The following is a 14,883-nucleotide window of genomic DNA, read 5'->3' as shown; positions in this document are numbered from 1 at the left end:
ATAGCACAATATTACAGCGGTTTTGTCAATGGTCATGTCACTTGAAAAAACGATCCTAACGAATTTTGGTGAGCCAGGTTTCGGCGGCGGCGGGGTGGGTGAAAACCAGCAACTCGGACCGGGGCGCGAGGCGGGCGATGGTGTCCAGCACGGCCGGGCGGACGTCGCGGTTGAAGTTCCAGGCAAAGCGGAAAAATTCCAGGTTGAGGCGCTCGGGGCAGCCGGGGGCCATGTCCACGCGAGTGCGGCCGTGATCGGCGGCGATGCGCCGGAAGATTCGTGCCATGAACAGCCGGCGCGGGAAGTCGAGGTAGACAATCGTGTCGGCCCGCGGCGTGCGCAGGTGAAGCGTCGAATCGTAGTTGCCGTCCATCACCCAACGGTCGCCCGCGGCGAGCTCGCGCACCCGCTGCTCCCACACCGCGCGGGGCGTCATCACCCAGCCGGGCTTCCAGAATTCTTGATCCAGGTAAACCACCGGCAATCCGGTGGCATCGCCCAGGCGGCGGGCAAAGGTCGATTTCCCAGCCCCGCAGGGGCCGAGGACCAGCACCCGCCGCATAGGGGTCACGGCGCGCCGCGGCGGGTCAAAGCGTCGAAGGGCAGGCCGTGCTTGCGGGCATATTCTCGAACCATTTCAACCGCTTCCATGTATTCGAGGGCTTCTTTGCGTTCGTCTTCCTGACCCAAACCCGACAGCGACTGCGCGTGCGGGAAGGGTACGTCGGGATGCGTCAGCGCCCACAGCACCTCACCCATGCGATCGGCCTGATCGGGCACGGCGAAGTTGATGCCGTCGCAGTAATCCTGGAAGGGCAGGCCCTTGGGATTGATACCGAACGGCACGGGGTTGGGGATGGCGTTGTAGGGTTCGAGGTTGGGCTCCATGGTGAAGCAGTCGTACATCGGCGCGGCGTACTGGTTGTACATGCTGCCGGGCTCCATGCCGAGGATCAGTTCGATGGTGTGCCAGATGCTGCTGTTGGTGTAGAGCACGCTGGAGATGTGCTCCGACTTCGCCCACGGGCTGATCACCAGGCCGATCGAGCGGTGCGGGTCGATGTGATCCTGGCCGGACTGCGGGTCGTCTTCGGTGACGAACACGGCCGATTCGCTCCAGTATTCACTGTGCGAGAGCCAGTCCACGAGCTTGCCCAGCCCGGCGTCGTTGTCGCCCAAGAGGTATTGCGGCGTGGGCGCGCCGGAGCCGCTGCCGTACGCGTGGTCGTTGGGCAGGCTGATGTAGATCAGCGGCGGGAAGATGCCGCCTTCCCATTCGCGGATGATTTCGTCGGCCTTGACCACGTCGTCCACGCCCATGTTCCAGAAGCCGTACTTCAGGTCGATGTAGGGCGCGAAGCGGTCGAAGTCTTCGATGAAGCCGATGATCTGTCCGTAGGAACGGAAGTCGATCCCCGCCTCCAGCAAGCGTTCGAAAATCGTGCCGTTGGCCGGGCGGGTGGCCGGGTCGACGTCGGGCAGGGGGTAGTCGTCGCCGGGCTGAAAACGCTGCTCGGCGTGGTGGTTGAGCATCCCGAACACGCTCCACAGGTGCCCGAGCACGCTCACGTCACCTTCCACGAACAGGTTGTCGCAGTTGGTGAAACGCTCGGCCATCGTGTGCTGGTTGGGCGTGATATCCCACCCGAACTGCAGCAGCGAGGGGTCGCGCTCGGTGCCTTCGAGGTCGCCGAGAACCTGGTCGTAGGTTTTGTTTTCCTTCAAGACGAAAATGACGTGCTTGATCTGCTCGCTGGGTTGGCCGTACTCGAAGGGAATGGGCGACTCGGCCTGCGCGGTGTCGAAGAAATTGCGCGCCCAGTTGAGCGCTTCTTCGTGGTGGTCGGAAAGCTCAGCCAGTTCGGCGGGCGTCGGTTCGTCCAGCGCGTGCACCGTGGCGCGCCAGTTGCCCCACAGGCTCAGGCCGTAGCTGCCGTAGCCTTTGCCGCTGGCGTAATAGAGTATGCCGTTTTCTTCATCGACGCGGGCGTTGGTCGGGTACCAGCCGGTGGGGATGCGTCCGAGCAAGTCGCCGTTGCCGGCGTCGAACACGGCGATCTCGTTCGTGCCCGAGCAAACCACGTAGACGCGGTCGGCGGTCGCCGCCACGCCGACGGGGCTGGCGCCGAGTTTGACCAGGTCGCCGGTGTACAGCGGCCACGTGTCGATCTCGGTAAAGGTGTCGATATCCACGACGCTGACCGTGTCGGAGTCGGAGTTGGCCACGTAGAGAGTTTGGTCGTCAGGCGAAATATCCATGCCTTCGGGGTTTTTGCCGACCTCGATATCGGTGAGCACTTCCCGCGTCTGCAGGTCGATGGCGGTCACCAGGCCGCGCCCCACGCTGGAGACGAAACCCAGTTGGCCGTCCGAGGTGATTTTCACATCCAGCGCATACAGATGCGTGGGGATGGAATCGACTTCGACGCCTTGCAGCAAATCGACAACCGCGAGGCGATTGCCGTGCATGCACGCGACGTACAGCCAGCGCTCGTCGGGCGAGAGCGCCAGGCCCGAGGGGTAGTTGTACACCTGGATGCGGCGCACTTCGGCCGCGACGCCCTCGACGTACTCAAACTCATAGACGACCTGCGACGCGCCGCCGCCGATCCAGAAACGATCGCCGGCCGCGTTCCACACGGCGCCGCTGAAGGTTTGACCGGTGGGCAGTGTCTGGATCTTGGTCATCGTTTCGGTGTCGATGATATGCACGACATCGTTGCGACCGGTCGGCACCGCCAGGCGCGTACCATCCGGGCTGATGGCCAGGTCGTTGGGCAGACGGTTGACGATCTCGCCCACGCCCGCCGGCCAGACCATGCGGCCGTTGGGCAGCACGTAGCGTTCGTCGTCGATCGGGCCGGGCCGGAAGTAGGCCTCGGGAGATACGCCGGGATCGGCTTTCGCGCGCACCAGGGCCGGGCCGTCGTCCCCTTGCGGAGAGTCGGTAGTTTCGCATCCCGCGGCGAAGGCCACGAACAAGACCAGGAGGGCTGCCAATAAGGTACGACAGGTCATAGGGTTCCCCTTTGCTATCTAGAGGGAATTATAATAGGAAGTTCGCAAATGAAAATACGCGTTTTCTGTTATTATATTGCGACGAAGTCTAACCGCCAATTAACGCCGGGAATATACCATGCGCGAAATTAACGTTTTGCTGAACGGTCAACGGGTCGTGGCGCCCATCGGTACGAGTGTCACCGAGTTGCTGGCCCAACAGCCCCATCCGGGAGAGCACCCGGCGTTGGGTGCGGTGATCGACAACCGCCAATCGGGCCTCGGTCACCGGCTGCGCGGCGACAGCGTTGTGGACACCGTAGATGCGACCAGCAAAATCGGTGCCGATATTTACCGCCGCACGGCCGTACTCGTGCTTTCCCGCGCCTGCGAACGGCTATGTCCCGGCACCCACGTCGAGGTGGGGCAATCGATTGCCAACGGTTACTACTTCGAACTCCGTGGCCAGGAACTAACGCCGGAACTCGTGAAAGAAATCGAAGCGGAAATGGTCCGCCTGCGCGATTTGGATATCCCGATCAAGTTCATGTTCATCCCCGTTGATGAGGCGATTCGCCACTACGAAGGGCTCGGGCTGCACAGCAAGGCCGACATCTTGCGCATGGAGCAGAATAACGAAGTGCTCATGGCCAAGATCGACGGGCGCTTCTCGCTGCCCTACGGCCCGCTGGCGACCCGCACCGGCGTGCTCCACCATTTTTCGCTCGTCCCCTACGAGGGCGGCATGGTCCTACGGTTCCCGGACCGCCGGGGTCGGCCGGTCAAGCGCATGCGACCGCAGCCGAAACTGTTTGGGGCTTTTCGCGAAGCGGCGGAGTGGAACGAACTGATCGGCGTGCGCAACGTGTCGCAACTCAACCGCGCGCTGATCAAGGGTCGAGGCGGGCACCTGATCCGCCTGGCCGAGGGATTGCACGAGAAGAAAATCGTCCGCCTCGCCGATATGATCAAGTCGCGGCGGCCGGGTGTACGCCTGATTCTGATCTCGGGGCCCAGCTCATCGGGAAAAACCACGACGTCCAAGCGCCTGGATATTCAACTGCGCGTCAACGGCATCGAGCCCATCACGCTGAGTCTCGATAACTATTACCTGCCGCCCGACCAGAACCCGCGTCAGCCGAACGGCAGGCCGGATTTCGAGCACCTTGAAGCTCTCGACCTGGCGTTGCTTGACGACCACTTGCAGCGCCTGATCCAAGGCGAGAGAGTCGACACGCCGATCTATAATTTTCAGCGGCACGGTCGCCGGGCCGACAAAGTCCTGCCGTTGCAGGTTGGGTCCGATCAAGTGTTGGTCGTCGAGGGAATTCACGCCCTCAACCCGCGGCTGTCGGAGCACATCGCGCCGGAAGCGAAATTCAAGATGTTCGTCTCGGCCCTGACGCAACTGAACATCGACGAGCACAACCGGATATTCACCGCCGACACGCGGCTGATGCGCCGTATCGTGCGCGACCGCCTCTTTCGCGGCTACAAGGCGCGGGACACGATCCACTTGTGGGACAGTGTGCGCGCGGGCGAAGCGCGGTGGATCTTTCCCTTCCAGGAAGACGCCGACGTGCTGTTCAATTCCGCGTTGATTTACGAACAGGCCGTGCTTAGCGTCTACGCTCAACGCTTCCTGCAGGAAGTGCCGCGGGAGTCCGACGCGTATCTGGAAGCCCACCGCCTGCTCAACTTCCTGCGAATGTTCATTCCCATCCTGCCCGAGGAAGTGCCCGGCACCAGCCTGCTGCGCGAGTTCATCGGCGGCAGCGTGTTCGCTTACTGATTCCAATTTGCAGAAGCGACGGCGGGGTACTATGCTTCGCGCGGGGGCAAAAACATCAGAGGTTCATGTTATGGACTGTAAGGCTCGCCTGTTTTTTGCCTTTATTCTCCTTTGTACCGTTTTCGTTTTCTTCGCTTGTGACAATGACTCTGGGCAGGCTGACGATGACGACTACCCGGCCGCAGACGTCGTTCAAACCGGCATCGAATACATGAAAAGCGATACGCCCGATGACCTGACCGCCGAACTGATCGCCGGGGGCGCAACCGGTTGGGAAGGCGTAGAGGCCGCGACCGCCGCCGATGGATCGGTTTTTGTCGTGGCGCAGCGCTCCAGTCAGATCGTCGTATTTCGCATTGACCCCGACAAGACTGTCTCCGAACTCGTCGTGCCCGAGCGCGGTTGGTTTCCGCACCTCGCGCTGGATGGGTCGGATCAGCCGCACGTCATGTTCTTCTCGCCCGATGCGACCCGCATCATCGTGGCGTCGTGGCAGGGTGAGGCGTGGCAGATTCGGGAAACGGCGAGCGGCGCGGGGTATCCGCCGCCCGCCGCGTTCACCGTGGATGCGCAGGGCTATCCGCACATTGCGCGCTCGGGGATTCATTCGGACGACGGACTCACGGTGCTTCGTTTCGACGGCGAGCAATGGCAAAGCGAAGAGATCGACGACGTCGCCGGGGACGTTGCGCACGTGGCGATGCGGATAAATGACGAGGGCCGGGAGCAGGTTCTCGCGCTGGCCGAAGGCGAGCCTCTCGGCGAATACAGCACGTATCGTCTCTATTCGCTCACACACAACGGGGTGAATTGGGTTTCGTCCAGCACGGACCTCGGCATTTTCGATTATGGCTTCGAAGCCGCCCTTGCCTGGACGCCGGACGGCGCGGCGCATTTTGTCGGCGGTGATTACATAGCCGACCACGTGACCGACCGCGGCGGCGAATGGAACAGCGCGAAACTGGAGGGAATCGATTCACGGGGTGTTTCGCTCGCGGTAGACGAGTCAGGCGACCTGCTGTTTGGCGGCCGAGATGCTCGGACCGATTGTCTCGTTTACGGGAGATACGACGGTACGTGGGACCTGTGGTCGGTCAGCCCGGAAATCGGCGACGTGCAGCACACGGCGATCGCGCCGGGCGCGCCGACGATCGTCTACGTCACGTTGAGTGATTTGCGTTTTGCGAGAAAAACGGACGCGAGTTGGGAAAACGCTGTGATTGACGCCGCCGTTTTTGTCGACGGTTTTGGTGAGGCGGGAAATCCAAACGTCGTATTGAGTGAAGACGGAACCACGCACGTCGTTTGCTCGCAGCAAGGCGGTGGTGGTTTTGATCTGGCCTACACGACCGACACATCGGGTTGGGTTCCCGAACTTCTGGCGGGCAGCGAGTGGGACCATATGCCGATGCTCGCCGTCGGTTCCGACGGGACCGCGTACTTGCACGTGTGGCAAACTTATCGGGTTCGCGACGGCGACGGATGGCACGATTCCGTGCAGCAACCGCCCATGGTCGCAGACGGCGTCTATCGCGCCCTGGCAGTCGGCCCCGATGACCAGCCCGTGCTCGGTCTATACAATTACGACACGCACGAAGTCATCACGATGGCCCAGGACGGGTCCGGTTGGCTTGACCAAAGCCTCGTGACGCTGGCCGAAGGATTCGGTGATGTTTACGATGGCCTCCGTTTTCGGGTTGATGGGTCGGGTTCTTGGCACATTGCCTACATCGAATGCTCGCGGGTGTTCCATTACGTGGGCGCGGCCAACGGTTTCGTCGACGAAACGGTGCGGCCGGAAGGACTCGACCACGCTGACTCGCTGGAGTTAGCGGTGGACGGCGAAGGGACTCCGCACCTGCTGATGAAGACGAATGAGGCGCTGTATGAAGCTGAGCGTCGCAACGAGGCATGGTGGCTGACGGAAGTTGAATCGAGGAACTGTGAAGCCCCGTTTGCCACTTTTTCCGGCGACGGCGCGTTGCATCTGGTCTACACGGTGAACCGCGAACTCTGGTACGCGACCAACGCCACGGACACGCCGCGCCGTTTCCGCCTCGCCACGTTGACGCAGGGAAAGCACAATCCGCAACTCGTCATCGACGATGACGGCCGCGTGCAGGTTTACGCGCTCGAGTCGCACGGCCTTTGGCGCTTCACGTTCACGCCGTAAAGCGGCGCGGGCGCTGGGCGCGAAGGTTTTGTGGACGGAGGACTTGCAGCACGGCCGGAAAATGGCAAGCGTCAAGATCGTCAATCCGTTTCTCTAGCGCCGCTCAGCGGGGGATTTTGACGCCTTTATCGCGCGCGACACGCTCGGCCAATTCGTAGCCGGCGTCGACATGACGCATAACACCTGTGCCGGGATCGCCCTCGAGCACGCGGGCCAGGCGGCGGTCGGCCGCTTCGCTGCCGTCGCAGACAATCACCATCCCCGCGTGCAGGCTGTAGCCGATGCCTACGCCGCCACCGTGATGAAAACTGACCCACGTCGCGCCGTTGCTTGCGTTGGCCATGGCGTTGAGTAGCGGCCAGTCAGCCACGGCGTCGGACCCGTCTTTCATGCCCTCGGTCTCCCGGAAGGGGCTGGCGACGCTGCCGCAATCCAGGTGGTCGCGCCCGATGACGATCGGCGCTTTGACCCGGCCCGTGCGCACCATCTCGTTGAATTTCAGCCCGGCCTTCGCCCGATCGCCGTAGCCCAGCCAACAAATGCGGCACGGCAGGCCCTGGAACGGCACGCGCTCCCGAGCCAGTTGCAGCCAGTTGGCCAGCATGGCGTCGTCGGGAAACAGTTCCATGAGCGCTTCGTCGGTCGCGTAGATATCCGCCGGGTCGCCCGAAAGCGCGGCCCAGCGAAACGGCCCCTTGCCCTCACAAAAAAGCGGACGGACATACGCCGGTACGAAGCCCGGGAAGGCGTAGGCGTTCTCGACGCCCTCGTCGAAGGCGACGGTGCGGATGTTGTTGCCGTAATCGAAGGTGATCGCGCCGCGGTCCATCAGCGTGAGCATGGCGCGCACGTGGCGGGCGCACGTTTGGCGGGCGGCGCGTTCGTAGGCGGCCGGGTCGGCATCGCGCAGGGCCAGCGCGTCGGCGAGGCTCATGCCGCCGGGCACATAGGCGTTGCGCATATCGTGCGAGCTGGTTTGATCGGTAAGGATATCCACGTCGATATTACGCGCGATGAGTTCTTCCAGCAGATCCGCCGCGTTCATCTCCACGCCGACCGATATCGCGCGATGTTCCTGCTTGGCGGCGGCGACTTGGTCCAGCGCCGCGTCGAGGTTGGGTGCCCAGGTGTCGAGATAGCGCGTGTCGAGACGCTTTTGGATGTGGGCCGGATCAACCTCCGCGAATAGGGAAGTAGCGCCCGCCATCGACGCGGCCAGCGGCTGCGCTCCGCCCATGCCGCCCAATCCGGCGCTGACCAGCAAGCGCCCGGCGAGGCTGCCGCCGAAATGCTGCTTGGCCGCCGCCATGAAGGTTTCGTAGGTGCCTTGCACGATGCCCTGCGTGCCGATGTAAATCCACGAGCCGGCGGTCATCTGGCCGTACATGATCAGCCCGCGCTCCTCGAGTTCGTGGAAGTGCTCCCAGGTGGCCCATTTGCCGACCAGGTTGCTGTTGGCGATCAGCACCCGCGGCGCGTCCGGATGCGTGCGCAGGATGCCGACGGCCTTGCCGCTTTGCACCAGGAGCGTTTCGTCGTCTTCCAGGTCTTGCAGCGCGCGCACGATCGCGTGGTACGCCGGTATGTTGCGCGCCGCTTTGCCGCTGCCACCGTAGACAATCAGATGATCGGGGTCTTCGGCGACCGCGGCGTCCAGGTTGTTCATCAGCATGCGCAGCGCGGCTTCCTGCAGCCAGCCTTTGCAATGCAGTTCGTTGCCGGTGGGGGCGGGGATTCCGGGTTTGGGATCGACGATGCGGGACATGGCAGGCTCCTTTCGGAAACGGGGACGCGAATATTCTAGACCCCCGGCGCGCCGGGTCAACACAGCTTCGTTATCTCTGGGCGGCTTTCGTATGTATGCCTTGAGTTTCTAATCAACGAAACCTATTGCGCGGGCCACTTCGGGTCAAAGTAGTCTCTTTCTTGCGGTACGTCACTTTTGTTGTACGATACCGCCCATGAAAACCGGTCCCCGCCAGGCCATCGTCGCCGTCACGTATCGCTGCAACGCCCGTTGCAGCATGTGCGATATTTGGCGCAAAGATCACATCGACGAAGTGGAGCCAAGCCTCTACTACCACCTGCCGACGAGCCTGCGCGAAATCAACCTCACGGGCGGCGAGCCCTTCTTACGCAACGACCTGGACACGATCGTCGCGGTCATGCTCGAACGCGCGCCACGCGCCCGCATCATCATCAGCAGCAACGGCTTGCTGGTCGACCGCATCACGCGGCTCGCGCCCCGGCTCCGTGAACTGTCACCGCATCTGGGCGTGCGCATCAGCATCGACGGCGACCGCGAGACACACGACCGCGTGCGCGGCGTCGAGGGAGCTTACGACAAGGCGTGGGCGAGCCTGGCGGCGCTTCGCAAGGGCGGCGTGCGGGACCTGGGCATCGGTTTCACGATGGTCAACGGCAACGAAGACCAGATGCTGCCGCTGTACGATCGCGCTGCCGGCGAGGGGCTGCAGTTCACCAGCACGGTGGTGCACAGTTCGCCGATCTTTTTCGGCGAGCAGAACGACGTCGCGCCCGATCGAGACAAGGCGGCGGCGGCCTACGAGCAATTGCGGCGGCGGCAACTGGCCTCGCTGCGTCCGAAAGATTGGTTTCGCGCCGCGTTCACCGCCGGGCTGCGCGACATGATCGAGGGCCGCCCGCGCCCCATCATGTGCGAAGGCGGCACGGCGTTTTTCTTCCTGGATCCCTACGGCATGGTTTACCCCTGCCACGTCAAGGATTGGCCGATGGGACACCTGGAGGAAGGCTACGACCGCCTGCTGGCCCGCAACGACGACGTGCTGGAGCGCGTGCGATCCTGCCGCGAAAACTGCTGGATGACCTGCACCGTCGCGCCGATGATGCGCCGCGATTTGACCGCCGTCGCCGCCCGCGTCGGCTGGGACCGACTGCGCGCGCTGGTGAGGTTGTACTGATGCGCGTGGCGATGCTCGGCCTCAAGGGCTTGCCGGGCACCTTCGGCGGCGTCGAACGGCATGTGGAACGCCTGGGGGCGGAGTTGGTCAAGCGGGGACACGAGGTTGTCGCTTACGTGCGGCCGTTCTATACGCCGGAGCCGATTGTTTGCGACGGCGTCCAAACGCGACTACTGCCCACGATTCACAGCAAGCACCTGGACGCCACGGTGCACACCTTTCTGGGCGCTTGGCACGCGGGGCTTTCCAACTTCGACATCGTGCACTTCCACGGCATGGGCCCGGCGGCTTTCGCGCCGATTGCGCGCCTGCTCGGGCGGCGCGTGGTGGTCACCTTGCACAGCCTCGATTTCCGGCGGGACAAGTGGGGCCGTTTCGCCAAGTGGGCGTTGCGGCAAAGCGAAGCCGTCGCCGTGGCGGCCGGGCACCGCGTAATCTGCGTCAGCGCCGCCATCGCCGCGCGGCACCGTTTAGATAAGGTCGTGCACATTCCCAACGGCGTCGGGGCGGCCATGGCATTGCCCCCGCGGTTGATCCGCGAAAAATGGAACCTGCAGGGTGGCGACTACGTGCTATTTGCGGGGCGCGTCAGCCCGGAAAAAGGCGTGCATCACCTCGTGAAAGCCTACCGCAACGTGCCGGGCGACCTCCGGCTGGTGATCGCCGGGGGGACCAGCCACACGGATCGCTACGTCGAAGATCTCGAGAAGGCCAAGGATGCGCGGACGCTTCTGGTGGGCTACCAAGACGGCGACACCCTCGCCGAACTGTTCAGCAACGCCGCGGCTTTCGTGCTGCCCTCCGACCACGAAGGCATGCCCGTGGCCTTGCTCGAAGCGTGGAGCTACGGTCTGCCGGCGCTGGCCAGCGATATCGAAGCGTGCCGCGAAGTCGGTGGCGAGCCGGGCGAGCTGTGCTGGTATTTCGCGCCGGGTGACACGGCCGCGCTAGCGGCGCAGTTGACGGACTTGCTTGCTGCGGTCGATCGACGCGAGATGGCCGAGCGCGCGCGTCGTCACGTTCTGGATCGGTACGGCTGGGACGCCATCGCCGAGCGCGTCGAAGAGCAGTACCGCCTCGCCGGGGCGGGATGATGAAGGAACGCTGCCCGCTATGTCGCGCCGTGCATCGAGTGCGACTGTATCGCCGCACGCGTAGCGGCGACGTACACCGCTGCACCGCCTGCGGCTTCGTCTATTCCGCGCCGCGCGGCACGCCGGATGCCGAGGCGCCGTCCGCCTTCACCGACAATCCGGAAGCGTACTTTGAGAACGCGCGGCACCGCATGGAGGTGCTGGCCCGGCATACGGGTGTCACCAGTGGGCGCTTGCTCGACGTGGGGTGTTACGACGGCCCGTTCATGCTGGCGGCGCAGCGGCTGGGCTTTGCTGTCGAAGGCGTGGAGATCGACGAACGCGGCGCCGCGGCGGCCCGCGAGCGAGGGCTGGAAGTCGTCGTCGGTCCGTTCGAAGAGGTGGACCTGCACCCGCCGTATGACGTGGTCACTTTCGTGCACAGCCTCGAGCATTTTGAGGACCCGCTGGCGGCGTTGACCCGCGCGGGCGACCTGCTGCGGCCGGGGGGCGCGCTGCTTGTCGAAGTGCCGGATTTCGACGCCTGGTCGCGCCGTCTGCTGGGGCGACGCTGGCGGCAGTTCATCGCCGATCACTTCCATTTTTTCGAACCGCGCACGTTGCGCCGCTGTCTGGAGGAAACCGGCTTTGCCGACGCCCATTTGCAGAACGTGGGCAAGGTCGCCACGATCGGTTTGCTTGCCGACCGGCTCGGTCGCTACTATCAACGCGGCCTCGGCCGGGTGATGACGGCGGCGGCCGGGCGTTGGGGCCTGCAGAATCGCCGCGTGAGTCTTGATTTGGGAGATATTCTGCTGGCCGTTGCCACCCGCCGGGACCGTGGCTACACTACGGCCGCACCCGTAAGAGTTAACAAGTAAGGCGTACCATGAACCGGGAACGGATATCAGGGCTGAGCGGTTTTTCCGTATTCACCGACATGGTGGTCGTGTTGATCGCCTTTTTTCTCGCTTACGCCTTGGTTAATTCGGTCAAGCAGTTTCTGCCCGGGGCGTATCAGGTGCGCCAACTCTACGAATTGGGTCATTACGGCTGGTGGTTGTTTATCGATCTGGTCACGACCCTGGTGCTGCTCTATTTGTTCGGGTTTTACACGCACAACCGCATCATCAGCTACTTCGACATTCTGCTGAATGTGAGCAAGGCCGTGGTGGTCGGGTTCGTGCTGCTGATTATGGTTTTGTTCGTGCTGCGGGTGCAGGACATCTCGCGCTTGCTCATCGGCACGTACGCGATCGCCAAGTTCCTACTGCTGCTCAATTTCAAGGCGCTGGTCAAGGCGGTGATCGGCAAGATGCGGGAACACGGCTACGACCATATCAAGACGATCGTGTTGGGGTCCGGCGAACGAGCCGCGGCCTTCGTCGAGAAGCTGTTGGTCAGCCCGGATTTGGGATACGAGCTCGTCGGCGTGCTGACTGATCGCGACCGCGGCGAGCCCGATGCGGCGGGCGTTCCCATCTTGGGTCGGGTGAGCGAATTGCGCGCCGTGCTCAACACCACGAGCGTCGACGAAGTCTTCTACGCCATGTCGATCGACAGCGAAGTGGACATCAACGATTTGGTGTTCGCCTGCGAGGAAGTCGGCGTGCGGTTCTCGGTGCTGGCCGATTGGTTCCGGCCGAGCATCGCGCGAACTTCGATCCGCTCCTTGGGCGAAACGCCCGTGCTGACCTTCTCGACCACTCCCAGCCAGGTCGGGCAACTGCTCGCCAAAGGCGTGATGGACCGCGTGGTCGCCTTTGTGGCGCTCGTGATTTTGTCGCCGCTCATGCTGGCGATCAGCGTGGCGATCAAGGTGAGCGGCTCGGGCGCCGTGCTCTTTCACCAAGTGCGTAGCGGCCTGAACGGACGCCTCTTCAAGATGTACAAATTCCGCACCATGGTGGAAAACGCCGAAGACCTCAAAAAAGACCTGGCCGACCAAAACGAGATGAGCGGTCCGGTGTTCAAGATGAAAGACGATCCGCGCGTCACGCACCTGGGTCGTTGGCTGCGGCGCACGAGCCTGGATGAACTGCCGCAACTGTTCAACGTGCTGATCGGCGATATGAGCCTGGTCGGCCCGCGACCGCCCGTGCCCGAGGAGGTCGAGAATTACGAGCGCTGGCAGCGGCGGCGGCTCTCGATGAAGCCCGGCCTCACGTGCTTTTGGCAGATCGCCGGGCGCAATGAAATCGATTTCAGTCAGTGGATGGTGCTCGACCTGAAGTACATCGACAACTGGTCGCTTAAACTCGACATCATCATTATGCTGAAAACCATCCCCGTCGTGCTGCTCGGCCGCGGCGCGCGTTAATCGCCGGACTCGCGTTCGATCCTACTCGCCTCAGCTTCCAATAGATGCGCGGCATCTTGATGTATCTGGCCGGGGGTCGCATCGTCTTCCGGCCCGAGCCGCCGCAGCAGCATTTCCTGATCCGTTAGTACGACGACCACAAAATGCCCGGCCCGCAGGCGCTCGGCGAGATGACGCAACGATTGCGGCTTAAGTTTCGCGAACGTGCAGGTGAGGCAGCGCGGCTCGCTAAAGGTCAAGGCGATCCAGTCGACTTCGGCCAGGGCGCTTTCCAGGTCGTCATGGGAATCGAATTCGCGCAGCACGGCGCGGCTCGAGAGCGGCAGCAGCAGCCGTGAGTTGGCGATCACCGCCGCGTCGTCGGGCACGGCGTCGATAACGAGCCAACCTTTTGCGGAATCGCGGCGATAGAAATCCCTCGAGAACAAAGTCGTCGGATACAAACCGTCTTCCCGGCCGTAGGTGCGGCTTGGTCCGAAAGGGCCGGGCAGGAACGCCGCGGCCACGTTCCACGCCATGACGGCCGTCAACAGGGCGGCGGTGACGAAGCGGCGTTGCGGCAGCCAATCGGCGACGCGCTTGATGCCGATCAACATGGCCGCGAACAGAAATGGCACGAAACCCGCGAGCATGTGCGTTTGCCGGACCGGCAACGCGTCCTTGTGCAACAGGATTTGCAGGATGATCGTGCCCGCCGGCAGCAGGGCAAGCGGCCCGAGCAGCGCCAGGCCGAGCGTCGCGAGCAGAAGCTTGCCGAACAAATAACCGTCTTCCGGGCGGAATATCTCAGCCAGCCAGCCGCTTGGATCGGCAAACACGCTGCGGGTGATATCGCCCCAAAAATCGGGCGATTGCACGCCCGCGAAGCGGTTGTAGACCATCTTGAACTCGGGCGTGTAGGCCGGTATCAGCCACGTAACCGTCACCACGAACCAAACGGCGCCGACGAGAATAGGCGGGGCGATCCAACGCCAGTCGCGGCGTTCGATCAGCGCCAGCACGCCGAAGGCGGCGAGGATCGGCGCATGAGTTTCCTTGCAGCAAACGCCGAGCATCGCCAGGACCCAAAACCAGCGCAAATCGCGCTTCTGGAAGAAATAAAACGCGCCGAGCCAGAATGTCGCGGCGATGGTTTCCGGGTCGAAATTATTCAGCGCTAACTCGTGCACCGGTGCGAACAGCAGCCACGCCAGGCCCGCCAAGAAGGCGTAGCGTTCATCATCGAACAGATGTCGCCCGAGCAAGAACGCGAAAATCGCCCCGAGCGCCAACACAAACGCGCTGGTGAAGTAGTAAGTCGGCGGCCCGGACACGAACATGTAGGGAATCGCCAGCGGGAGAAAAATCGGCCGGAAGTGGCGATGAAAATAGGCGTCGCCCTTGATCGTGTTGAAGCCGATGCGGCCGTGCGCGGTGTTATGCAGGATTTGGTTGTTGACCGCTTCGTCGCGCGGGTCGTAGTTGAAACGATGGACATGCAGCGTGCCGAGGACGAAAGTGAACGCCGCAACCGCAAGCAGCAACCCGGCTATCGTCCAGCGGTGTCGGCCCATCAACCCTCCCTTAGTTCGCCCCGTGAGCATCGT

General features: G+C 63.0%; 10 protein-coding genes. 6 read left to right on the top strand and 4 right to left on the bottom strand.

The features are described 5' to 3' along the window. Positions 1-55: 55 nt before the first annotated feature. Both P9L99_12030 and P9L99_12025 read right to left on the bottom strand, forming a co-directional pair. Positions 56-571: a hypothetical protein gene (locus tag P9L99_12030; protein MDP8224080.1), complete on the bottom strand. Its 516-nt coding sequence runs from the start codon at positions 569-571 to the stop codon at positions 56-58. Then, complete coding sequence (locus tag P9L99_12025) at positions 568-3,018, bottom strand: bifunctional YncE family protein/alkaline phosphatase family protein (protein ID MDP8224079.1); 2,451 nt, start codon at positions 3,016-3,018, stop codon at positions 568-570. The genes P9L99_12030 and P9L99_12025 overlap by 4 nt, the downstream gene beginning before the upstream one ends. 118 nt (positions 3,019-3,136) lie before the next feature. Between P9L99_12025 and P9L99_12020 the strand changes: the two genes are divergently transcribed. Both P9L99_12020 and P9L99_12015 read left to right on the top strand, forming a co-directional pair. Continuing rightward, positions 3,137-4,789 carry a hypothetical protein gene (locus tag P9L99_12020; GenBank protein MDP8224078.1) on the top strand — a complete coding sequence of 551 codons (1,653 nt, stop codon included), beginning with the start codon at positions 3,137-3,139 and terminating at the stop codon, positions 4,787-4,789. 70 nt (positions 4,790-4,859) lie between these two features. Then, positions 4,860-6,962 (top strand): hypothetical protein, encoded by a 2,103-nt coding sequence (locus P9L99_12015; protein ID MDP8224077.1) that lies wholly within the window; start codon positions 4,860-4,862, stop codon positions 6,960-6,962. A gap of 103 nt (positions 6,963-7,065) precedes the next feature. Here P9L99_12015 and hutU read toward each other — a convergent pair whose 3' ends face one another. Further along, positions 7,066-8,727 (bottom strand): urocanate hydratase, encoded by a 1,662-nt coding sequence (gene hutU / locus P9L99_12010; protein ID MDP8224076.1) that lies wholly within the window; start codon positions 8,725-8,727, stop codon positions 7,066-7,068. 196 nt (positions 8,728-8,923) lie between these two features. On the opposite strand from hutU, the gene P9L99_12005 reads away from it, so the two are divergent. The 4 genes from P9L99_12005 to P9L99_11990 are packed head-to-tail and all read left to right on the top strand — an operon-like array spanning position 8,924 to position 13,297. Beyond that, entirely contained in the window at positions 8,924-9,904 is a 981-nt protein-coding gene (locus tag P9L99_12005) for a radical SAM protein (protein MDP8224075.1), read from the top strand. Further along, on the top strand, positions 9,904-10,998 hold the full coding sequence (locus P9L99_12000; GenBank protein MDP8224074.1) for a glycosyltransferase family 4 protein: 1,095 nt from the start codon (positions 9,904-9,906) through the stop codon (positions 10,996-10,998). The genes P9L99_12005 and P9L99_12000 overlap by 1 nt, the downstream gene beginning before the upstream one ends. Further along, positions 10,998-11,858, top strand: coding sequence for a class I SAM-dependent methyltransferase (locus tag P9L99_11995; GenBank protein MDP8224073.1), 861 nt, complete (start codon positions 10,998-11,000; stop codon positions 11,856-11,858). Before P9L99_12000 ends, P9L99_11995 begins: the two co-directional genes overlap by 1 nt. An 8-nt stretch (positions 11,859-11,866) precedes the next feature. Further along, on the top strand, positions 11,867-13,297 hold the full coding sequence (locus tag P9L99_11990; protein MDP8224072.1) for a sugar transferase: 1,431 nt from the start codon (positions 11,867-11,869) through the stop codon (positions 13,295-13,297). Here P9L99_11990 and P9L99_11985 read toward each other — a convergent pair. Further along, complete coding sequence (locus P9L99_11985) at positions 13,294-14,850, bottom strand: DUF2079 domain-containing protein (GenBank protein MDP8224071.1); 1,557 nt, start codon at positions 14,848-14,850, stop codon at positions 13,294-13,296. The genes P9L99_11990 and P9L99_11985 overlap by 4 nt on opposite strands. Between the last annotated feature and the right edge of the window lie 33 nt (positions 14,851-14,883).

The organism is Candidatus Lernaella stagnicola (genome assembly GCA_030765525.1).
In the GTDB taxonomy this organism is placed as follows: domain Bacteria; phylum Lernaellota; class Lernaellaia; order Lernaellales; family Lernaellaceae; genus Lernaella; species Lernaella stagnicola.
The sequence above is the reverse complement of the archived record's forward strand: the minus strand, read 5'-3'. Positions and strand labels throughout refer to the sequence as shown.